Source organism: Amycolatopsis minnesotensis (assembly GCF_039529815.1).
In the GTDB taxonomy this organism is placed as follows: domain Bacteria; phylum Actinomycetota; class Actinomycetes; order Mycobacteriales; family Pseudonocardiaceae; genus Amycolatopsis; species Amycolatopsis minnesotensis.
In genome coordinates this window covers 1-20402 of record NZ_BAAANN010000029.1, presented here as the reverse complement: position 1 = coordinate 20402, position 20402 = coordinate 1, and the positions used below count along the sequence as shown (strand labels likewise).

23 protein-coding genes and 1 tRNA gene are annotated in these 20402 nt (G+C 68.1%); 7 read left to right on the top strand and 17 right to left on the bottom strand.

Going from position 1 to position 20402, the window contains the following annotated elements:
• Positions 1-128: 128 nt before the first annotated feature.
• From ABD256_RS30490 to ABD256_RS30480, 3 genes are all read right to left on the bottom strand, one after another.
• Positions 129-716 (bottom strand): TetR/AcrR family transcriptional regulator, encoded by a 588-nt coding sequence (locus tag ABD256_RS30490; RefSeq protein ID WP_344426705.1) that lies wholly within the window; start codon positions 714-716, stop codon positions 129-131.
• 85 nt (positions 717-801) lie between these two features.
• Positions 802-1665 carry an oxidoreductase gene (locus tag ABD256_RS30485; protein ID WP_344426702.1) on the bottom strand — a complete coding sequence of 288 codons (864 nt, stop codon included), beginning with the start codon at positions 1663-1665 and terminating at the stop codon, positions 802-804.
• Positions 1666-1692: 27 nt separating this feature from the next.
• The gene (locus ABD256_RS30480; RefSeq protein WP_344426699.1) at positions 1693-2070 is read right to left on the bottom strand and encodes an SDR family oxidoreductase; all 378 of its coding nucleotides are present in this window, start codon (positions 2068-2070) and stop codon (positions 1693-1695) included.
• Between the two features lie 120 nt (positions 2071-2190).
• On the opposite strand from ABD256_RS30480, the gene ABD256_RS30475 reads away from it, so the two are divergent.
• Positions 2191-2784 carry a TetR/AcrR family transcriptional regulator gene (locus ABD256_RS30475; protein WP_344426696.1) on the top strand — a complete coding sequence of 198 codons (594 nt, stop codon included), beginning with the start codon at positions 2191-2193 and terminating at the stop codon, positions 2782-2784.
• Between the two features lie 7 nt (positions 2785-2791).
• Here the strand turns inward: ABD256_RS30475 and ABD256_RS30470 are convergent, their stop codons facing one another.
• From ABD256_RS30470 to polA, 5 genes are all read right to left on the bottom strand, one after another.
• Entirely contained in the window at positions 2792-3361 is a 570-nt protein-coding gene (locus ABD256_RS30470) for a hypothetical protein (RefSeq protein WP_344426693.1), read from the bottom strand.
• A gap of 95 nt (positions 3362-3456) precedes the next feature.
• On the bottom strand, positions 3457-3660 hold the full coding sequence (locus tag ABD256_RS30465) for a hypothetical protein (RefSeq protein WP_344426690.1): 204 nt from the start codon (positions 3658-3660) through the stop codon (positions 3457-3459).
• 63 nt (positions 3661-3723) lie between these two features.
• Positions 3724-4176, bottom strand: a complete 453-nt coding sequence (locus ABD256_RS30460; protein ID WP_344426687.1) for a VOC family protein — start codon at positions 4174-4176, stop codon at positions 3724-3726.
• A gap of 51 nt (positions 4177-4227) precedes the next feature.
• Entirely contained in the window at positions 4228-4452 is a 225-nt protein-coding gene (locus tag ABD256_RS30455) for a helix-turn-helix transcriptional regulator (RefSeq protein WP_425546545.1), read from the bottom strand.
• A 47-nt stretch (positions 4453-4499) separates the two neighbouring features.
• The gene (gene polA / locus ABD256_RS30450; protein WP_344426682.1) at positions 4500-7256 is read right to left on the bottom strand and encodes a DNA polymerase I; all 2757 of its coding nucleotides are present in this window, start codon (positions 7254-7256) and stop codon (positions 4500-4502) included.
• 77 nt (positions 7257-7333) lie between these two features.
• Between polA and ABD256_RS30445 the strand changes: the two genes are divergently transcribed.
• On the top strand, positions 7334-7774 hold the full coding sequence (locus ABD256_RS30445; protein ID WP_344426679.1) for a PaaI family thioesterase: 441 nt from the start codon (positions 7334-7336) through the stop codon (positions 7772-7774).
• Between the two features lie 180 nt (positions 7775-7954).
• Here the strand turns inward: ABD256_RS30445 and ABD256_RS30440 are convergent, their stop codons facing one another.
• From ABD256_RS30440 to ABD256_RS30415, 6 genes are all read right to left on the bottom strand, one after another.
• Positions 7955-8668: an ABC transporter ATP-binding protein gene (locus ABD256_RS30440; RefSeq protein ID WP_344426677.1), complete on the bottom strand. Its 714-nt coding sequence runs from the start codon at positions 8666-8668 to the stop codon at positions 7955-7957.
• On the bottom strand, positions 8655-9575 hold the full coding sequence (locus ABD256_RS30435; RefSeq protein ID WP_344426675.1) for an ABC transporter ATP-binding protein: 921 nt from the start codon (positions 9573-9575) through the stop codon (positions 8655-8657). The genes ABD256_RS30440 and ABD256_RS30435 overlap by 14 nt, the downstream gene beginning before the upstream one ends.
• Positions 9575-10708: a branched-chain amino acid ABC transporter permease gene (locus ABD256_RS30430; RefSeq protein WP_344426672.1), complete on the bottom strand. Its 1134-nt coding sequence runs from the start codon at positions 10706-10708 to the stop codon at positions 9575-9577. The genes ABD256_RS30435 and ABD256_RS30430 overlap by 1 nt, the downstream gene beginning before the upstream one ends.
• Positions 10705-11703 (bottom strand): branched-chain amino acid ABC transporter permease, encoded by a 999-nt coding sequence (locus tag ABD256_RS30425; RefSeq protein ID WP_344427007.1) that lies wholly within the window; start codon positions 11701-11703, stop codon positions 10705-10707. Before ABD256_RS30425 ends, ABD256_RS30430 begins: the two co-directional genes overlap by 4 nt.
• Before the next feature lie 97 nt (positions 11704-11800).
• Positions 11801-12979 (bottom strand): branched-chain amino acid ABC transporter substrate-binding protein, encoded by a 1179-nt coding sequence (locus ABD256_RS30420; RefSeq protein ID WP_344427004.1) that lies wholly within the window; start codon positions 12977-12979, stop codon positions 11801-11803.
• 276 nt (positions 12980-13255) lie between these two features.
• The gene (locus ABD256_RS30415; protein WP_344426669.1) at positions 13256-13873 is read right to left on the bottom strand and encodes an ANTAR domain-containing response regulator; all 618 of its coding nucleotides are present in this window, start codon (positions 13871-13873) and stop codon (positions 13256-13258) included.
• Positions 13874-14062: 189 nt separating this feature from the next.
• On the opposite strand from ABD256_RS30415, the gene ABD256_RS30410 reads away from it, so the two are divergent.
• Both ABD256_RS30410 and ABD256_RS30405 read left to right on the top strand, forming a co-directional pair.
• Positions 14063-14136 (top strand) — tRNA-Leu (locus ABD256_RS30410).
• Positions 14137-14476: 340 nt separating this feature from the next.
• Positions 14477-15229, top strand: coding sequence for an esterase/lipase family protein (locus ABD256_RS30405; protein WP_344426666.1), 753 nt, complete (start codon positions 14477-14479; stop codon positions 15227-15229).
• Positions 15230-15326: 97 nt separating this feature from the next.
• Here ABD256_RS30405 and ABD256_RS30400 read toward each other — a convergent pair whose 3' ends face one another.
• The 3 genes from ABD256_RS30400 to ABD256_RS30390 are packed head-to-tail and all read right to left on the bottom strand — an operon-like array spanning position 15327 to position 19198.
• Positions 15327-17585 (bottom strand): ATP-binding protein, encoded by a 2259-nt coding sequence (locus tag ABD256_RS30400; RefSeq protein ID WP_344426663.1) that lies wholly within the window; start codon positions 17583-17585, stop codon positions 15327-15329.
• A gap of 54 nt (positions 17586-17639) precedes the next feature.
• Positions 17640-18269 carry a TetR/AcrR family transcriptional regulator gene (locus tag ABD256_RS30395; RefSeq protein WP_344426660.1) on the bottom strand — a complete coding sequence of 210 codons (630 nt, stop codon included), beginning with the start codon at positions 18267-18269 and terminating at the stop codon, positions 17640-17642.
• A 50-nt stretch (positions 18270-18319) separates the two neighbouring features.
• Positions 18320-19198, bottom strand: a complete 879-nt coding sequence (locus ABD256_RS30390; protein ID WP_344426657.1) for a poly(ethylene terephthalate) hydrolase family protein — start codon at positions 19196-19198, stop codon at positions 18320-18322.
• Positions 19199-19397: 199 nt separating this feature from the next.
• Between ABD256_RS30390 and ABD256_RS30385 the strand changes: the two genes are divergently transcribed.
• The 3 genes from ABD256_RS30385 (at position 19398) to ABD256_RS30375 (ending at position 20314) form a co-directional block, all read left to right on the top strand.
• Positions 19398-19688, top strand: coding sequence for an SGNH/GDSL hydrolase family protein (locus tag ABD256_RS30385; RefSeq protein WP_344426654.1), 291 nt, complete (start codon positions 19398-19400; stop codon positions 19686-19688).
• Positions 19689-19774: 86 nt separating this feature from the next.
• Entirely contained in the window at positions 19775-19936 is a 162-nt protein-coding gene (locus ABD256_RS30380; RefSeq protein ID WP_344426652.1) for a hypothetical protein, read from the top strand.
• A gap of 210 nt (positions 19937-20146) precedes the next feature.
• Positions 20147-20314 (top strand): hypothetical protein, encoded by a 168-nt coding sequence (locus ABD256_RS30375; RefSeq protein WP_344426649.1) that lies wholly within the window; start codon positions 20147-20149, stop codon positions 20312-20314.
• Positions 20315-20402 lie beyond the last annotated feature (88 nt).

The following is a 20402-nucleotide window of genomic DNA, read 5'->3' as shown; positions in this document are numbered from 1 at the left end:
GGACCCCAGGCCGCGCGCGGATTCACCACAAAGGCTTGCCCGGTGCACGACTGCACTACAAGTTCTCGGTGCGCGTGAACGCATAGCCGCGATTTACGCGCGCGTACGCGCTTCTCGCGCTGCGTCGCTCAGCCGAATTCGGCGCCCCAGCCCCGTGCCAGCAGGTCGAAGGTCTCGTCGAGCGCGCGCTTCGGGTCCTTCTGCTCCCCGGCGAAGCGGCTCGACTCCAGCGCGAAATGCGCGAGGCTTGTCGCGGCGATGTCGCCGGATGGTTTTCCCACCGCTTCGGCGATCGCGTCGGCGAGCGCGGCCTCGTGCCGCATCCACATCCGGTGCGCGTACTCCCGGAGCACCGGCGTGCTGCTGATCAGTTCGAGGAAGGCACGGATCCCCTTGCCCTTGCGAGCGGTCAGGAGACGGCCCCCGTGCATGAACTCGCGCAGGGCTTCGAGCACGGGCTGCCCCGCGGGGCGATCCCGTACCGCGGCCACGAGCGCGGCTTCGTGCGCGCTGTCCTCGTCGAAGACCATCGCTTCCTTGCCGGGGAAGTGCTTGAACAGCGTGGTCACGGCGACATCCGCGGCGTCGGCGATCTCCTTCACGCTCACCTGGTCGTACCCGCGCTCCAGGAACAACGCGAGCGCCGCCTCCGAGATGGCCTGCCGGGTCTGGGCCTTCTTGCGCTCACGGCGCCCGATTTCTGGTTGCGCGTCCACCCGCCGACCATACCCGATCGCGAACCCAGTGCAAAAGCGTAGCGACTACGTTTATATCACGTCTGGTCCACAGTGGACTGAGCGGTCAGCCGCCGATCGCGTCCAGCTCGGCGAGCGCGTCGTCCGGCAGCACCAGGTCGGCGGCGGTCACGTTCTCCTTCAGATGCGCCACCGAGGACGTGCCGGGGATGACGGCCATCGTCGGCGAACGATGCAGCAGCCACGCGAGCGCGACCTGCTGCGGCGACGCACCGATCCGCTTCGCCACCGCGTCGAGCGTGTCGTGCTGCAACGGCGTGAAACCGCCGAGCGGGAAGAACGGCGCGAATGCGATCCCCTCGCGCGCGCACCGGTCGACCAGCTCGTCGTCGGTGCGGTCGGCCACGTTGTACTGGTTCTGCACGGTGACGACCGGTGCGATCGCCTGCGCCTCGGTCAGCTGCGCGGCGGACACGTCGCTGACGCCGAGGTGCCGGATCAGTCCCTGCTCGCGCAGTTCGGCGAGCACGCCGAACTGCTCGGCGATCGAATCCTCACGGGTGGACTCGGTCGACCGCCGCAGGTTGACGACGTCGAGCGCGTCCACCCCGAGATGCTCCAGGTTCGCGTGCACCTGCGCCCGCAGTTCGTCGGGCGACACCGCGGGGATCCACGACGCGTCGTCACCGCGGCGCGCCCCGACCTTGGTCACGATGCGCAGCCCCTCGGGATACGGGTGCAGCGCCTCGCGGATGACTTCGTTCACCGTGAACGGGCCGTAGAAGTCGCTCGTGTCGATGTGCGTGACCCCGAGTTCGACGACCGTGCGCAGCACCGCGAGCGCTTCATCGCGGTCCTTCGGCGGGCCGAAGACGCCCGGTCCGGCGAGTTGCATCGCACCGAAGCCCATCCGGCTCAGTGAAAGACCTTCGGCGAGCTTCAGCGCACCGCCGGGAACTGTGGTGGTCAAGGTGGTTCCTTCCGGGTTCGGCAAAGATCAGCGCGTGATCGGCGGGCGGACGGTGAGCACCGCGCCGGAGCGGTGGTTCGCGGCGTCGCCGCACCGGAACGCGGTCAGCGGCACCAGGTCCTCCGGCTGGCCAATTCGCCCACCAGGGTAATTCGCGGCACCACGTTCGATTTGGGCGTCCCCGACGATCTCTCGCATCCCCGGAGTGTGCGTCAGGCCGGGCGCCAGCGCGACCGTGCGGATGCCGTCGCCGGCGAGTTCCCGGTGCACGACGTTGGCGAGGATGTTCACCGCCGCCTTCGACCCGCACCGCGTCTTCGTCGCCGACATCGGCTCGACGGCCAGTGCGGCCGATCCCTGCGCGGCACCCGTCACGACGACCTTGTCCGCGACTTCGGTGTTCATGTGCGTCCTTCCGGGGACGAGTCAAAAAGCGCATCTCCAACGTTGGAGTTGGTAATTCGACGATAGCCCACGCTAACGTCAACCGCAACGTTGTGGTTGGAACACGGTTAGGCTGGCCGCATGGCATGGGACACCGAAGGCACGCGGCGGCGGCTCAAGGAAGCGGCGACCGCCGAGTTCGCCTCGCGCGGGCCCGACGGCACCACGATGGCCCGCATCGCCGAGCGCGCCGGGATCAACAAGGAACGGCTGTACAGGTACTTCGGCGACAAGCAGGCCCTGTTCGAGTCGGTGCTCACCGACGAGCTGGCGAAGCTGGCCGCCGCGACTCCCCCGCCCGGCGGCTCCTTCGCCGACATCGGCGAGTTCGCCGGGCAGACCTTCGACTACCACGCGAGCCACCCCGAGCTGGCCCGCCTGCTGCAATGGGAGGGGCTGGCGAGCGGCACACCGGTCGATCAGGCGAACCGGACCGCGCACTACCAGGACAAGGTGCGCGCTGTCGCGGCCGCCCAGCGCGATGGCGTGCTCGACGACGACCTCGATCCCGCACAGCTGGTGTTCACCCTCATCGGGCTGGCCGCGTGGTGGTTCTCGGTGCCCCAGATCGCGAAGATGCTCACCGGGGCCGACGCCGAGGATGACTACGCGCGCCGCCGGGCCTGCGTGGTCAGGGCGGCGCAGCGGCTCGCCCTGCCGCCGGGAAGGCTCTGAGGTCCCCTCAGCGGGCGACCCGGCCCGCCTGGCCGAGTGTGTGCACTGTGGACGGATGACCGTCGAGCGCCCTTGCCACCGCCGCCGCGACGCCACCGACCACTTCGGACTGGATCAGCGAGCGGCCACTGTCGCGTTCGGACACCGATCCCAGCACGATGCCCTGCGTCGGCCTGCCGGTCAGCACCGGGTCCGACCAGCCTCCCTCGCGGACCTCGACCACCGGCGCGCCCGGCGCGAGCAGCGATTCGACCACCCCGAGCACCGACCTGCGGTAGGCCTCGTGCACCCAGGCCACCAGCAGGTCCGCGTGGCCGCCGAGCGCGCCGTCGGCGGCACGGGCCAGCTCGCGCGGGCGCATCCACTCGGCCTCCACCCACACCGCGCGGCCCGCTTCGGTCCTTCCCCGGCGCGACCGGTGGGCCCGGGATTCGACCTGCCGAGCCGCCGGCGGGCTGTACCGGCGGCTCGGCAGCACGACGTACCAGCCGTTCGCGACGAGGTCTTCGGCCACGGCGCTGAGCATGCCGCCGCCCGCGAGGACCAGCGCCTTCTGTTCCGCTTTCTTGGCCGCCATGGCCGGAACCTACCGCGCGTCCGGAACGCCCGCCCGGTCCGCGCGCGAGGATTATCCGCCCCGAAACACCGCGGCCATGTGCGCGAAACGTGCCGCTACGGATCCTCCCCCAGCGCACGGAGAACGGCCGCTCCGCGCGGCCCGAGGTTCTTCGGCTTCCGGATGCCGATCTTCAACCCCGCTTCGCCGCGGCCGAGCAGGTCCGCGACATCACCGGCCCGCCTGCCGGGATGGGTGGCGATCAGGCCGAGCGGCACCCGCGCCCGCGGGCCACGTCCGTCCATTGCCGACAGTCGCATTCGGATCTTCTCGACCTCGGAGGCGCGCACCCCGGTCTCGTAGAGCACGCCGTCCGGGTCCCGTTATCTGGCCGGCGTCGAGGCCCATTCCTTGCCCGGATCGAACTCGGTGCGCTCGGTCAGGCTGAACCAGTTCCCCGAATCGTCCCGGAACAGCGCCTCGATGCCGTAGGGCCGTTCGGCGGGCTTCTGCAGGAACGTCACCCCTCGGGAGGACAGGACCTCGTAGGTCTTCCGGCAGTCCGAGGTCTCCCACGCGCCCGCGCCCAGCGCGCCCTTCGCCACCAGGTCGCGCAGCGCCCGCTCGGTTTCCGGGTCGTGCTGCGGCGCGCCCGGCTCCATCAGGATGATTTCGACATCGGGCTGCCCGGCGGGCCCCACCGTGAGCCAGCGGAAGCCGCCCTCGCCCATCGTCGCGTCGTTGCGCACCTCGAAGCCCAGCTTGTCCACATAGAACTCCTTCGCGGAATCCTGGCTGAGCACGAAGACGCACGAATGCGAAAGCTTGTTGATCACCGTTCCGGTCCTTTCCTCGATCGGTACACCGGTAACGCCAATCCCCCCGGCTTATCCGAATATGCGGGATCGGGCACCGGCCTGGTGTTCATCAGTGACCGTCAGGTTCACCGCGCGCAGCAGGTCCTGCGCGCGCTCGATCCGCCGCCGCGTCAGGTAGGCCTTCGGGCTTTCCCCGTAGGCCGCCGAGAACTCGCGCATGAAGTGGTAGCGCGAGCACCCGGCGACCGCGGCGAGCTGGTCGACGTCGAGCGGCTCCGCGTAGTGGGCGTCCATCCGGTCCTTCGCGCGGCGAAGGTGCACGACCGGCGGGACGCCCGTGCTCAGTGCGCCGCCTCGTTCCAGGACCGGCCGACGCCCACCGACACCTCGAGCGGGACGGCGAGCTGGTACGCCGAGCCCATGCCTTCGCGCACCAGCGCCTCGACGGCGTCGCGCTCGCCCTCGCGGACTTCCAGCACCAGTTCGTCGTGCACCTGTAGCAGCAGCCTGCTCTTCAGGTCCGACTCGCTCAGCGCCTTGTGCACGTTCAGCATCGCGACCTTGATGATGTCCGCCGCACTGCCCTGGATCGGGGCGTTGAGCGCCATCCGCTCCGCCATCTCGCGGCGCTGGCGGTTGTCGCTGTTGAGGTCCGGCAGGTAGCGGCGGCGGCCGAAGATCGTCTCGGTGTAGCCCACCTTCGCCGCCTCGATGACCACGGACTGCAGGTAGTCCCGCACGCCGCCGAACCGCGCGAAGTAGGCCTCCATCTGTTCCTTGGCCTCTTCGGTGGAAATCCGCAGCTGCTGGGCGAGCCCGTAGGCCGACAGCCCGTAGGCGAGGCCGTACGACATCGCCTTCACGCGGTAGCGCAGCTCCGGGGTGACCTCTTCGGCCGGCAGCGAGAACGCCTTCGACGCCACGAAGGTGTGCAGGTCCTCGCCGGTGTTGAAGGCCTCGATCAGCCCCTCGTCCCCGGACAGGTGCGCCATGATGCGCATCTCGATCTGGCTGTAGTCCGCGGTCATCAGCTCGGCGTAGCCGCCGCCGACCACGAACGCGTCCCTGATCCGCCTGCCCTCCTCGGTGCGGACCGGGATGTTCTGCAGGTTCGGGTCCACAGAGGACAGCCGTCCGGTCGCCGCGATGGTCTGGTGCAGCGTGGTGTGGATCCGGCCGTCGTCCGCGACCGCCTTGATCAGTCCCTCCACAGTGGACCTCAGACGGCTCGCGTCCCGATGCGCGAGCAGGTGCTGCAGGAACGGGTGCTCGGTCTTCTCGAACAGCCCCTGCAGCGCGTCGGCGTCGGTGGTGTAGCCGGTCTTGGTGCGCTTGGTCTTCGGCATGTCCAGCTCGTCGAACAGCACGACCTGCAGCTGCTTCGGCGAGCCGAGGTTGATCTGCTTGCCGATCACGGCGTACGCGTCGTCGGCCGCCTTGCGGACCCCGCTCGCGTAGTGCGATTCCAGCTCGGTGAGCTGATCGACGTCGACCGCGATCCCGGCCGCTTCGACGTCGGTGATCACCTCGAGCAGCGGCAGCTCGATCTCGTTGAGCAGCTTCACGCCGCCGATGCCGTCCAGCTCGCCGGCGAGGGCCTCGGCCAGCTCCGCGACCGCGCGCGCCCGCACCAGCTCGGCCTGGACCACCTTCTGGTCCACCCCACCCTCGGCCTCCGCGCCGTCACTGTCCAAAAGGGACAGCTGGCCGTCGTCGGCGTCGGCGTCCGAGCGCAGCTCCCGCTGCAGGTAGCGGAGCACCAGGTCGTCCAGTTCGAACGAGCGCTGCCCTGGCCGCACCAGGTACGCGGCGAGCGCGGTGTCCATGGTCAGCCCGCCGAACCGCCAGCCCCTGGCCAGCACCGCGTGCATCGCGACCTTCAGCGAGTGCCCGACCTTCGGGATGCCGGAGTCGGCGAACCAGGCGGCCAGCGCCTTCTCGTCCGACTCGTCCATCGTGGCGACCTCGGCGTAGGCGCCTTCGCCGTCCGCCGTCGCGAACGAGATCGCTTCGACGTCGGCCGCGACGGACGCGCCGGTCGTGCGGAACGACAGGCCGACGGGCTTGCCCGCGGGCGAGTGCTTCGCCAGCCACGCCTCGAGCTGCCCGGTGGCCAGCGCCTCGCCCGAGACCTCGAAACCCTCGTCCGCCTCCGGCTCCGCGCTCGACAGCGTCGCGAACAGCCTGTCCCGCAGGACGCGGAACTCCAGCTCGTCGAAGAGGCGGTGCACCGCGTCCCGGTCCCACGGCTTCAGCTCGAGATCGCCGGGACCCGCCTCCAGCGGCACGTCCCGCACCAGCTCGGTGAGCTGGCGGTTGAGCATCACCGCGTCGAGATGGGCGCGCAGCGCCTCGCCGACCTTGCCCTTGACCTCGTCGACCCGGTCGATCAGGTCGCCGAGCGAGCCGAACTGCTTGATCCACTTCGCCGCCGTCTTCTCCCCCACCCCGGGGATGCCGGGCAGGTTGTCCGACGGGTCGCCGCGCAGCGCCGCGAAATCGGGGTACTGGACGGGCGTCAGGCTGTACTTGTCCTCCACCGCCGCCGGGTCGAACCGGACCAGCTCCGACACGCCCTTCTTCGGGTACAGCACGGTGACCTGGTCGTTCACCAGCTGCAGGGCGTCGCGGTCGCCGGTGCAGATGAGCACCGAGTAGTCCTCGGCGGTCGCCTGCGTGGTGAGCGTGGCGATGATGTCGTCCGCCTCGTAGTTCTCCTTGGTCAGCGCCGGGATGCCGAGCACGCTCAGCACCTCCTGCACGAGCGCGACCTGGCCCTTGAAGTCGTCCGGCGTCGCCGAGCGGGTGGCCTTGTACTCCGCGAACGTCTCGGACCGAAAGGTCTTGCGGGAGAGGTCGAACGCCACCGCGAGGTGGGTCGGCTGCTCATCGCGCAGCAGGTTGATCAGCATCGAGGTGAACCCGAACACCGCGTTCGTGACCTGGCCCGTCGACGTGCGGAACCGGTCCGCCGGTACGGCGAAGAAGGCGCGGTAGGCCATCGAGTGACCGTCGATGAGCAACAGGCGTGGTCGCTCCGCGGTCTCTGTCGCGCTGGCTGTGGTGTTCGCTACTGAAGCGTTCTCGGCGGGACTCACGGGGGCGAGTCTAGGGTGATGCACCGACACTCTTTCGTGAGTGTCGCCTGAGTGACCTCACCGGAGAGGAGCAGGACTTGACCGAGGAGCTGACCGAGAGTGTCCGCGCCCAGTTCGCGGGCATCAACCCCGCGGTCGCCGACCAGCAGCTGAACGCGAAACTCGGCATGGAGCTGGTGGAGGTGACCCCCGAGCGGGTCGTCGGCACGATCCCGGTCGAGGGCAACCTCCAGCCGTACGGCCTGCTGCACGGCGGCGCGAACGCCGTGCTCGCCGAGGCACTGGGTTCGATGGTCGCCGCGCTCAACGCGGGCGAAGGCCGGGTCGCGATGGGGCTCGAACTCTCGTGCACCCACCACCGCGCCGTCCGCGAAGGCGTCGTGACCGGGGTCGCCACCCCGCTGCACGTCGGCCGCGGCACGGTGACCGTGGACATCGCCCTGCACGACGACCAGGACCGGCGAACCTGCACCGCCCGCCTCACCTGCGCCGTCCGGGACCGGCCCCCGGGCGCCTGACGCTTCGCCTCGGGTGGCCGGATACCGGTGCGGCCGGGTTGACGCTCCTGGCCGCCGGGTGGTGCGAGTGCCCCGAAGGACGCTCCGCTGCGCATTCCTCGAAGGCCAGCTTCGGGGACCTTCGAGCAGCCGCGAAAACCGCCCCCGCGACCGTGTCGCGGGGGCGGCCTTCGAACGGGGTCAGCCGACTCCGAGGTAGGCCTCCTTGATGCTGTCGTCGGCGAGCAGTTCCTTGCCGGAGCCGGAGCGGGTGATCGACCCGGTTTCCAGCACGTACGCCCGGTGCGCCCGCGAAAGCGCCTGCTGGGCGTTCTGCTCGACGAGCAGCACCGTGGTCCCCTGCTGGTTGATCTCGGTGATGATGCGGAAGATCTGCTGGATGAACTGCGGGGCGAGCCCCATCGACGGTTCGTCCAGCAACAGCAGCTTCGGCTTCGCCATGAGCGCGCGCCCGATCGCGAGCATCTGCTGCTCGCCGCCGGAAAGCGTGCCGCCGGTCTGCGACTTGCGCTCGCGCAGCCGGGGGAAGAGCTCGAACACGCGCTCCATCTCCTCCCCCAGCGTCTTGCGGTCCTTCCTGGCGTAGGCACCCATGTCCAGGTTTTCCAGGATCGTCATGCCGGGGAAGATCCCACGGCCCTCCGGCGCCTGCGAGATCCCGCGCACCACGCGGAGGTCCGCGCGCAGCTTCGTGATGTCCTCGCCGTCGAAGGTGATCGTGCCGGCGGAAAGCGGCCTGATCCCGGAGATCGCCCGCATGGTGGTCGACTTCCCGGCACCGTTGGCGCCGATGAGGGTGACGATCTCGCCCTCTTCGACCTTGATGGACAGCTCCGAAACGGCCTTGATCCGTCCATAGTGGACGGATACGCCGGACAGCTCAAGCAACGTCATCGTCGGGCACTCCCAGGTAAGCGGCGATCACAGCGGGGTTCTCCCTGATCTCGGCCGGCAGTCCTTCCGCGATCTTCTTGCCGAACTCCAGCACCACGATGCGATCGGTCACGCCCATGACGAGTTTCATGTCGTGCTCGATCAGCAGGACGGTGTAGCCGTCGTCGCGGATCTTCCGGATCAACCCCATGAGCTCTTCCTTCTCCTGGGGGTTGAACCCGGCGGCGGGTTCGTCGAGGCACAGCAGCTTCGGCTCGGTCGCCAGGCCCCTCGCGATCTCGAGGCGCCGCTGATAACCGTACGGCAGGTTCTTCGCCTTGTCCGCCGCGCGATCGGCGATGCCGACGAACTCCAGCAGCGCCATCGACCGGTCCACCGCGTCCCGTTCCTCGCGGCGGTGCCGTGCGGAACGCACCAGCGCGCCGAGCACGCCGGTCTTGTGCCGGGCGTCCGTGCCGACCACCACGTTCTCCAGCGCGGTCATCTCGCCGAAGAGCCGGATGTTCTGGAACGTCCTGGCGACCCCGAGCTGGGTGATGCCGTGCTTCGACACCTTGCCCAGCGCTTCGCCCTCCAGCCGGACCTGCCCCGACGACGGCCGGTACACCCCGGTCATCGCGTTGAAGCAGGTCGTCTTCCCGGCACCGTTCGGCCCGATCAGCCCGAGGATCTCCCCGCGCCGGATCGAGAACGACACCGCGTCGAGCGCCACCAGCCCGCCGAAGCGCACCGTGACGTCGTCGACCTCGAGCAGCGTCTGCCCGACCTCGGCCTGGATCTCGCGGTCCGGGGCGACGGCTTCGGCCACTTCGGCCTGGTGCTCGGCGAGTTCCGCCTCGGTCATCTGCTCCAGCTCGGCGACGAGCCCGCCTTCGGCCGGCACGTCCGGGTTGTCCGCCCCCGCCATCAGTGGCTCCTCTCCGGCTCGTCGGTGACCATCGCGCCGTCGCTGCTGATCTGCTCGCCCTTGCCGAGCAGCCGTTGGTAGGCCTGCCTTCCGTAGGTGAGCAGCCGCTGGCGCGCGCCGAGCAGGCCGCCCGGCCGGAAGATCATCAGGATGATCAGCGCGAGGCCGAAGATCAGGTACTTGTAGTCGGCGATCACCAGGAACCGCAGCGGCACGTAGGCCACCACGATCGCGCCGACCAGCACCCCGACCTTGTTACCCGAGCCACCGAGGATCACCGCGGCCAGGAACAGCATGGACGTGACCACGTCGAACTTCTGGTTGTTCACGAACCCGAGCTGGCCGGCGTAGAGCGCACCGGAAAGCCCGCCGATCGCGGCACCGCCCGCGAACGCCCAGATCTTGAACTTGAACGTCGGCACGCCCATGATCTCGGCCGCGTCCTCGTCGTCCCGGATCGCGACCCACGCCCTGCCGACCCTGGACCGCTCCAGGTTCCCGACCAGGAACAGGATGAGAATGATGATCGTGACGCACAGCCAGTACCACGGGATGCCGTTGGTGTTGTTGAACAGCGAGCTGCCGTCGGCGTTCGTGCCTGGCGGGTGGCCGACCTCCTGGAAGCCGCGGTTGCCGCGCAGCGGGTCGATGTTGTCCGCGAGGAGCCGGACGATCTCGCCGAAGCCCAGCGTCACGATCGCCAGGTAGTCCCCTCTCAGCCGCAGCGTCGGCGTGCCGAGGATGACCCCGAAGATCATCGTGACCACCATCGCGATCGGCAGCACGACCAGGAACGGCAGTTTCGACAGGCTCGAATCGGGGCTCGTGAACAGCGCCGCGACATAGGCGCCGATCGCGAAGAACCCGATGTAGCCGAGGTCGAGCAGACCGGCCTGGCCGACCACGACGTTGAGCCCGATGGCGACGAGCGCGTAGCGCGCCACCTCGAACATCGCGATCGGGAAGTCGTAACCCGGCTCGGTGCTCAGAATCGGCGGATTCAGCACCGGCAGCAGATAGACCAGTGCGACCAGCGGGATGAGCACACCCCATTGCTGCACGCGGCTGAGGTTGTTCCACCACTCCCCGAGGGGACGGCGCTTGCCAACGGCCGTTTTCGTACCCTCAGTCATACTCGTGCCTTTCCGAGCGATTCCCCGAGAATTCCGGTCGGGCGGAACATCAGGATCAGGACCAGCAGTACGAACGCGACCACGTCGCGCCAGTTCCCGCCGAAGAACGCCTGTCCGTAGTTCTCCACCAGCCCGAGCAGGATTCCGCCGAGAAGGGCCCCTCGCAGGTTCCCGATCCCGCCGAGCACCGCCGCGGTGAACGCCTTGATACCGAGGATGAAACCACCCTGGTAGGACGCGCCCTGTGGATTCTTGATCATGTAGAAGAACGCCGCCGCACCGGCCAGCAGTCCGCCGATCAGGAAGGTCAGGATGATGATGCGTTCCTTGTTGACGCCCATCAGCGTCGCGGTGTCCGGGTCCTGCGCGACCGCGCGGATACCGCGGCCGAACTTGGTCCGGTTCACGAACACGTCGGCGAAGACCATCAGCACGACCGACGCGATGATGATGATCAGCGTGACGTTGGTGATCTCCGCGCCGAAAATGGTGAACTGAGCTTCCGGCTTCATCAGCCGGATGCTGCGCTCCGCGTTACCGCCCCTGGTCAGGAACAGGATCTGCTGGAGCACGAACGAAGCACCGATCGCGGTGATGAGGAACGCCAGCCTCGGCGCCCCCCGTTTCCGAAGTGGACGGTAGGCGACTCTCTCCAGCACCACCGCCGTGCCACCGGAAACCAGCATCGACACGACCAGCGCCAGCAGCAGGAAGCCGATCAGCTCGAAAACCGGGAGATCCGGGGTGGAACCGGGCCGGAAACCCAGCCCGTAGAAAGTGAACCAGGTGGCGTACGCGCCGTAGATGAACACTTCGGAATGGGCGAAGTTGATGAGCTTCAGAACGCCGTAAACCAGCGTGTAACCCAGCGCGACCAAGGCGTAGATACTGCCCTGCGACAGGCCGTCGACGGTGTTCTGCCAGAACTGGTCGACGAAGGCCCCTGGATCGAACTTGATGTCGGCGAGGACATGGGTGGTCAACTCGTGGTGTATGAGCACACTCGTTCTCCGTATGGGTCCGGGGTGCGCGGACGGCGGGATCGAGCCGCCGCACGCGCACCCCGGTTACAAGAGCTGAAAAGGGAACGGACTACTTGATTTCGGTGTTTCGGACGATCTTTCCGCCCTCAACCTTGTAGGTCCACACGGTGGTTTTGGCGAGTTCGCCCTTGTCGTCCCACTTGAAGTGCTTGGTCAGGCCCTGACCGTCGTAGGTCTTGACGAAGTCGAGCAGCGAGGCACGGTCCTTCTTGCCCGCGTCGATTCCCTTGAGCAAGATCGTCGCGAGGTCGTAGCCCTCGGGCGAATAGGTGCCGGGGTCCTTGCCGCTCGCCGCCTTGTAGGCGGTGCTGAAGTCGGTGAACTGGTCCGCGGGAACGCACGGGCAGGTGAAGTACGCCTTGGCGGCGGCGTCACCGGCGCCCTTGACGAACTCGTCGTCCTTCACGCCGTCGGGACCGACGAACTTCGCGTCCACGCCCGCGTCGGAAAGCTGCTGCGCGAGCGGAGCGGCTTCCTGGTAGTAGCCGGAGTAGAAGATCGCCTGCGGCGACTTGCTCTTGATGTCGTTGACGACCGCGGCGAAGTCGATCTGCTTCGTCTTCACCGTCTGCTGGCAGGTGGCCTTCTCACCGAGCGCCTTGGTGATCGCGTCGGCGAGGCCGGTGCCGTACTCCGAGTCGTCGCGCACGACGCAGACCTTGTCCGCCTTCAGTTCCTGCGTGATGAACTGCGCGGCGGCGGGGCCCTGCGTGTTGTCGTTGCCGAGGCCGCGGAAGAAGGTCTTCCAGCCGTTCTGGCTCAGCGTCGGGTTGGTCGCCGACGGGGTGAGCTGCACAAGACCCTTGTCGTTGAAAATGTTGCCCGCGGCCTTCGACTCACCGGAGAACGGAAGGCCGACCACACCGATGATCGAGTTGGTGTTGGCGATCTGCGTGACGATGCCCGGCGCCTTGTCCGGGGTGCCCTCGGTTTCGAACTTCTCCAGCTTGACCTGGCAACCGGGGTTCGCCTTGTTGTGCTGGGTCACCGCGAGGTCGACACCGTAGAGAATGTTCTGGCCGAGCGCGGCGTTGTTGCCGTTGATGGTGCCCGCGTAGGCGATAGAAGTGGGGGCACACTGGGCCTTGCCATCGCCTGCCGGGTTGGCCGCGTTGGATGCCTGGGCGGGGGCTGCCGCCTGCGACTGCGGCGGAGTGTCTCCGCCGGAATCGCTCTCGTTACGCGCTGAACACGCGCCGAGGGCGACTGCGCCCACCGCCGCCAGCACGATGACCCGTGAGAGTCGTGCCTTCTGCACTCGTTCCTCCAAATGCCGACAAGCCGCTGGTGGGCGGCAGTCCCCGCAACAGGGACCTGATCTGGTCGCTGAACGTAGCCGCCCGGCGGGGCGTTGCACAGCGTCAGTCAAGGTCTTGTATCCACATCGTGACGGGGGCCACGAGGGTTAACCCATGGTTCACACCCATTAGCGTGAATGCAACGGAGGAATGGGCAGCGAAGAGTGATCAAAAGGACGACGAGGTAGCGGAGGAACTACAGAAAGTCAGCGAGTGCCGATGCTTTCCACGACCGCCTCGGCGACGGCCTTCATCGTGGTGCGGCGGTCCATCGCCGTGCGCTGGATCCAGCGGAACGCGTCCGGCTCGCTCAGGCCCTGCTCGCTCATCAACAGGCCCTTCGCCCTGTCGATGACCTTGCGGGTCTCGAGCCGGTCGGTGAGCCCGGCGACCTCGGACTCCAGCGCCTGCAACTCGGCGAACCTGCTCACCGCGAGTTCGATCGCCGGCACCAGATCCCGCTTCGCGAACGGCTTCACCAGGTAGGCCATCGTTCCCGCGTCACGCGCGCGCTCCACGAGGTCGCGCTGGCTGAACGCGGTCAGGATGACGACCGGCGCGATCCGGTCACCGGTGATCTTCGAAGCCGCCTCGATGCCGTCGAGCTTCGGCATCTTGACGTCGAGGATGACGAGGTCCGGCTTCAGATCCGAGGCGAGCGAGATGGCTTCCTCGCCATCACCGGCTTCGCCGACCACCGAGTAGCCTTCTTCGCGCAGCATCTCGACGAGGTCGAGGCGGATCAGTGCTTCGTCTTCGGCGACGAGCACCCGACGCTGCGGCGTGGCGACTGTCTCGCCGGCCTCGGCAGCCTGTCCGGTCACCGGGGTCCTCCTGGGTGGCTCTGTGTGGTCAACTGGGTTCGGAACGCGGCGGGCCGCGAATCAAAAGCCTACCGGGAACGATCCAGTCCGACAGATGGCGTTCACCACGTCGGACGCATCGACCCCCGGACACACAGCGCGACCCCCGCCACGAGCGCCCGGCGACGTCTGAGTAAAGTTTCGCCGCACGCCCCCGTAGCCCAATCGGCAGAGGCAGCGGACTCAAAATCCGTCCAGTGTGCGTTCGAGTCGCACCGGGGGCACTCGAAACGCCAGGTCAGCGACCTGGCAGTGAGTACCTACCAGCGGGTAGCCTGGCTCTTGCCACACTTAACTCCCTCCCTTGAGCACCGAAGGGTGAGGGGCATGGCCAGACAGCGGCGTTGCGCGCTGTCGCCGCGGCTTCACCTGCCTCGGCCGCGTCTTGGGCCGCGACAGCGGCGGAGTAGGCCGCCTCGGCGAGGTAGCGGTCGATAAGCCCGCGACCTTCGAGCACGCGCCGATTCGCACGACCCGAGTGCCGGGCGTCGGGCCAGCGATGCCGGGCGCAGTGGTGGCAGGCGATGTTTACGTGGTGGGTACGGGTTTCCACTGACGACGTGGGTGTGGCTGGCAGCGGACTATCGGGCGTCCCTACTGCCAAGGAAGGCACCCATGAAGCGCATATGTCGTCGTGTTTCGGCGTTCGCTATCGCCACCGCCCTCACCTTCGGATTGGCCGCGCCCGCAGTGGCGGCGACGCCTGCCGCTACCTCCTTCGCCAACGGCAGGAACCCGGTGATCTTGGTGCACGGGTTCATCGAGAACGGCACGATGTGGTCGGCGCTCACCCAGGCGCTGCTGGCCGAGGGCTACCAGGACGACCAGATCACCGCCGTCACCTACAACACGATCACGCAGTCGAACGTGGTCACCGCCGACCAGCTCGGTCGAACGGTACAAGACCTTCTTCGCCGTACCGGCGCATCCAAAGTAGACATCGTGTCGCATTCCATGGGCAGCCTCAACAGCCGGTACTGCGTGAAGTTCGCCGGCTGCGCCGGAAGGACCGACCACTGGGTCTCGATCGCCGGCGCCAACCTGGGAACGCAAGGCGCCTCGCTGTGCTCGTTCCTGATCACCTGCCGCGAAATGCTTCCCGGCTCCACAGTCTTGACCAAGCTCAACGCCGACCCGGTACTCCCGGCGGGAACCAAGTGGTCGACGCTGTGGACACCCAGCGACGGCGTCATCATCCCGGCCACGAACACCGTCCTGCCGGGCGCGACCAACACCGAGTTCGACAACCTCAACCACCTGAACATCTTCAAAGACCCCAGCGTGATCGGAAAAGTCAAAGAACTGCTCGCATCCTGACCACCGTGTGCTGCCGGTGCCTGCCGACCGGCAGGCACCGGCAGCACCTCCGCGGTGTCGATCCGTCGCACGGTCTCGGGCGAAGCCAGCGCGACGGCTAGTTCACCGGTGTGCCGGAACGCGTCAGGTACCAGGTCGCGACCTGAGTGCGCGTCGTGGCACCAAGCCTGGTCATGATGTGCCGGACATGAGTCTCAGCCGTGCGGACCGAGATGACCAAACGCGCCGCGATTTCCCGGTTGGAAAGGCCTTGCGCCACCAGTTCGGCGATCTCGTGCTGGCGTTGGGTGAGCCTCACCGTTTCCTCCGGAGGGTCCGGGGACGTGTCCGCGTTCTCCTCGAGCGCGTACTGCCGTGCTTCGGTTGCGGTGAACCCGTGTCCGGCGGTGTAAGCACGGTCGAAGGCCGGGCTGCCGAGCGCGCGTCTGGTGTCGTCCAGGTGGTGTTGGTGTGGTCTGGCCACCAGTGGTGTGTGCGCGGATCCGAGGGACTCCCACGCCGTGGCCGCGGCGCCGTACAGCGTCGCCGCTCGCCAATGATGTCCTTGCAGGGTGGCGATCCAGGCCAGCGCCTCGATGTGGAAGGCGTCGCCGAACCTGCTGTCGAGCGCACTGGTCGAGGCGAGCGCCGTACGCGCCGCGTCCGCGGCGGTGTCGACGTCACCGAACTGGGTTTCGATCAGGGCGAGGCCGAACAAGGCGATGTCGCGGTAGTAGCGATCCGCGTGGTCTTGCGCGAACGCGACGGCGTCCCGCAATCTCGCACGCCCGGCGCCGATGTCGCCGAGGTAGGCTTCGACGCCACCGAGGATCGTCAAGGTTCGGAGCGTGCGGCGGTGGTCCCCGTGGCGGCGGAGCACGGGCAGGACGCCGGTGGCGATCTCGCGGCAGCGCGCGTCCCGCTGGGCCTGCGCTTCCAGCACGCGCGCATAGGCGACCCGAGCGTGCAGGAGTTCGTCGTCGACGTGCACGATCAGGCTCTCCGCCTCAGCCACCCTGTGTGAGACGGCCGGGAGGTCAGAGAGCCACCAGGAGTGCGCGGCCGCGGTGACGAGCGCCAGCGGACGGTCAGGATGATCCGGCGGCGCGGCCGCGAGGGCCCGATCGAGCCAGAGTCTGGCTTCCGCGTGGGCGCCGCGCAAAGTCCAGTACTCCTCCACGCGGGCCGCCATCCGCAGCGCGACCCCCGCTTCCCCGGGTTCGGACAGCGACCAGCGCACCGCGGCACGCACGTTCGCGTGCTCCTGCCAGAGTCGGTGCCACCACGCCGATTGCCGGGGCCCCAACCATTCCGCGTCAGCACGGGCGGTCAACTGGTCGTACCAATCCCGGTGCCGCCGCGCGGCGCTTTCTCTCGTGGCCAGTAGCAGAAGCCGTTCGTGGCCGTATTCCCGCACCGGTTCCAGCAACCGATACCGGACGCCTTCGTCGCGGCCGGTTTCGCTCAGCACCACGGACTTGTCCACGAGGCCATCGATCGTGTCCACCGCGTCGCCCGTGGCGCAGACGTGCTCGACGGCGGGCAGGTCGAACGATCCGGCGAAGACCGACAGGTGTGCCCACAGTCGTTGCTCGTCGTCCGAGCACAGGGCGTAGCTCCAGTCGAGCGTGGCGCGCAAGCTGCGCTGCCGTGGTGGCGCGGTGCGGCGCCCGGTCGTGAGCAAAGTCAAGCAGTGGTCCATTCGTTCGGTGATCTGGCGCGGTGTCAGCGTTCTGAGGCGCGCGACCGCCATTTCGATCGCCAGGGGCACCCCGTCCAACCGCCGGCACAGCCGGGCGATGTCGGCGCAGTTGCCGTCGGTGATCCGGAACCCCGGCTGTACCGCCACGGCACGATCGGCGAACAGTTCGATGGCCTCATAGCAACCGGCCTCATCCGAAGTCAGCACCACGTCGGCACCAGGAACCTGAAGGGGCAACACCGGAAATTGCTGTTCACCCGCGATCCCCAGCGAGTGCCTGCTCGTGCCCAGCACGACCACGCGCGAGCACTCGGCCAGAATCGCGTGGACGAGCCGCGCGCAATCGGCCACCAGGTGCTCGCAGTTGTCCAATACCACCAGCACTGCGCGATCTCGCAGGTGCTCAACCACGCACTCGCTCACCGACGAGCGGCTCGGGCCGTGGGCGCCGAGAAGATCCGCCACGTGCGTCGTGAGCAGAGCACCATCACTGACCGCGGCCAACTCGGCGAACACCACCCCGTCGGGGTAGGCCCGCGCGACGTCGCGCATGACCTGGCGGGCCAGCCGGGTCTTGCCGATCCCGCCGGGGCCGGTCAGCGTGACCAATCGGTTCGCCCCCAGCAGCCGACGCACCACGGCCCGTTCGCGAACACCGCCGATGTACCGAGTCACTTCCGTACCGGGAGACTCCCGCTGCCGGGCTGTGCTGACGAATGTGCCCACCGGTCAGCCACCACCCCGGCCGTCCCGATGGGGTGAGGACGGCCGCAGCATGCGGATCGCCAGTTCGGCGTAGGCGTCCGCGAGTTCGGCGGGTCCGTAGGCGGGGGTGGGGATGAACCAGTACGGCGCGCGCACGCCCATGCTCGCGATCGCCGCCGTCGTCGCGACGAGTTCAGTGCCGTCGAACACCCCTTGTTCAGCGCCGCGCCTGCCCGCGTCGAGGGCGATCTGTTCGGCGCGTTCCCGCAGGGCGAGGACGTCCGCCGCGCGCGCCGGGGACAGGTGGTGCAGTTCGTCGTTGGCCACGATCGCCAGCAGCGGGTAGGTGACGTGGACGAGCACATCGGTACGGACGAGTTCCCGGACCTGGCTGACCGGGTCGGGACCGCAGCCCGCGATCGTCCGCTCGAACGAGGCCAGCAGTGCTTGGTGTCCGATGTGGACGATCCGCGCCAGGATGTGCTCCTTGGTGGGGAAGTGCTCGTACAGGCTCGGTGCTTTCACCCCGACCGCGGCCGCGATGGCGCGCACGCTCGTGGCCGGATAGCCGTGATGGGCGAACAAGCGCAACGACTCCAGCAGGATCCGCGACTCGGTACCCGTGCTCGTGCCATCGGGCAGCCGCGGATCCACCGCGCGAACCCTGGCCAGCGCGGTGAGATCGCGGATACCGCGGTTCTCGCTCAGCGGTCGGATCCTTCCCGCGCGACAAGGTAGTTCCCGGCCTTGTCGTTGCGGCGCACCTCGCTCCACGCCGGATCGGTGCACAGCCCGCAGGACGGGCCGGTGAACTCCGCCTTGGCCCGCTCGTCACCGGTGAGGCGATAGGCGAACCACGCCGTGAGGACACCACGGAACCGGCCGCCGTCGTGCGCCGGTTCAAAATGACCCGCGCCCGCCAGTTCCGCGTACACCGCGGGAACCTGCGAAGCCGACTCGTAGAACGGCAGCACGATCGCACCGGGATCGACGATCTTGTCGTCCTGCCCCGCGAGGAACAGCGTCGGCCCGTGCAACCGGCGCGCGTCGGCGAGCGGTCCCGGTTGCAGCGCGATGGTCGCGGTGATCATCGGGTCCGCTCCCGCGTTGATCGCACCCGCCCCACCCTGCGAATGCCCCGCCGCTCCGATCGCCCCCGTGTCGATCTTGTGGTAATACCGGCTGCCCGCCCGCTCGTTCTCCCCGATGAGCCACCGGGCACCGTCCAGCATCGCCTTCCCGTCGTTGGCGAACGGGGTGTCGGCCGCCGCGACGATGAACCCGAACGAGGCCCAATGCCGCAGCAACTCGTCATAGGCCGCCGGACTCACCCCGGTGCCGTTGCCCCACACGATCACCGGATAGCCGCTGCGGTCATCGAGCACCGCCGGCCGGTAGAAGGTGTGTCCGTCCCCGGCATCCACCACGACCTCGAACGGCCCCGGAGCCACCCACCGCGGATCGACCGACGACACCGCCGGACCGCTGGCCTCGGCAGCGGCAGGTGTGGTCGGCGCGAGCACACACGCCGCGAGCACGCTCACCGCGGCCACGAGAACCGTACGACGAAGGAAATGCACCATTGCAACCTCCCTAACGAGTGTTAGGGAGAATGACAGCGCTCCCTCCGACTGTCAATCGGACGGACGCCGGGCCTGGGCGCCCCACTCGTCGCCGCGGAATGGATCTTCAGAACGGATACGTGTGCATCTACGTGATTCGACTGACGCCGTCACCGGGCAGCCGGGCCACACTGCGGCTCTGAACATGAAGGAGGCTTTCATGCGTTTCGCACGATCACTGGTCTGTGCCGCCACGGTCGCCGGAATCGCCGCGGCCGGTGCCGTGCCGACGGTGGCCGCTGACGGCGACTACGTCGCGCTCGGTGACTCCTACTCGGCGGGAACCGGCGCGGGCGACTACGGGTCGAGCGGATCCTGCCTTCGCAGCACCCACGCCTATCCCGAGCTCTGGGAGAAAGCGTACCCGACGGCGTCCTTCACGTTCGCCGTCTGCGCCGGCGCCACCACCGACGATGTGCTCCGCACCCAACTCGGCGCGCTCACCGCGTAGACCACGTTGGTTACGATCTCCGTCGGCGGCCACGACATCGGGTTCGCCGGTGTGATGACCACCTGCACGCTCGGCACCGAAAAGCAGTGCACCGACAAGATCGACAAGTCGAAAGCCACCGCGACGGCCGACTCCCCGGCAAACTGGACAGGACCTACGCCGCGATCAAGGGCCGGACGCCGAAAGCTCGGGTCGTCGTGCTCGGTTACCCGAGGATCTTCGCCTCCGGCCCGGCGCCGCCGGACTGACCTACCAGGACGTACGAGACGACTTCGACGGCCATGGACAGTGCACCGCCGCCCCCTGGATCAACGGCCTCACCCCGCTCAGCATCGCCGGCTTCTACCACCCCAACGCCCGAGGCCAGGACAACGGTTACTACCACGCACTGACCACCTGGCTCGGCTGAGCCCACAACACCGTCCCAGCCCCACGAACACGAGGAAATTCCACCAGAAATGCCGGACCCGAACACACCCGGAGACGAAGTCGACCGGGTGCGCGAACAGGCCGACGAAGCACTGGCCGCGGTTGCCGAACTGCACCGGCTAGCCACGGCGACGATTCTGCTCAGCCCCGACACCACCGGCGAGCCGGAAGCACCGGTCACCGACATCGGGTACTGAGGCCGCGTTCCCACAGCAGGGGGTTGAGCACCGTGCCGGGACCGACCTGGTCCACCGTCAGCGGGCGGCGGGTGGCCGCGATGGTGCC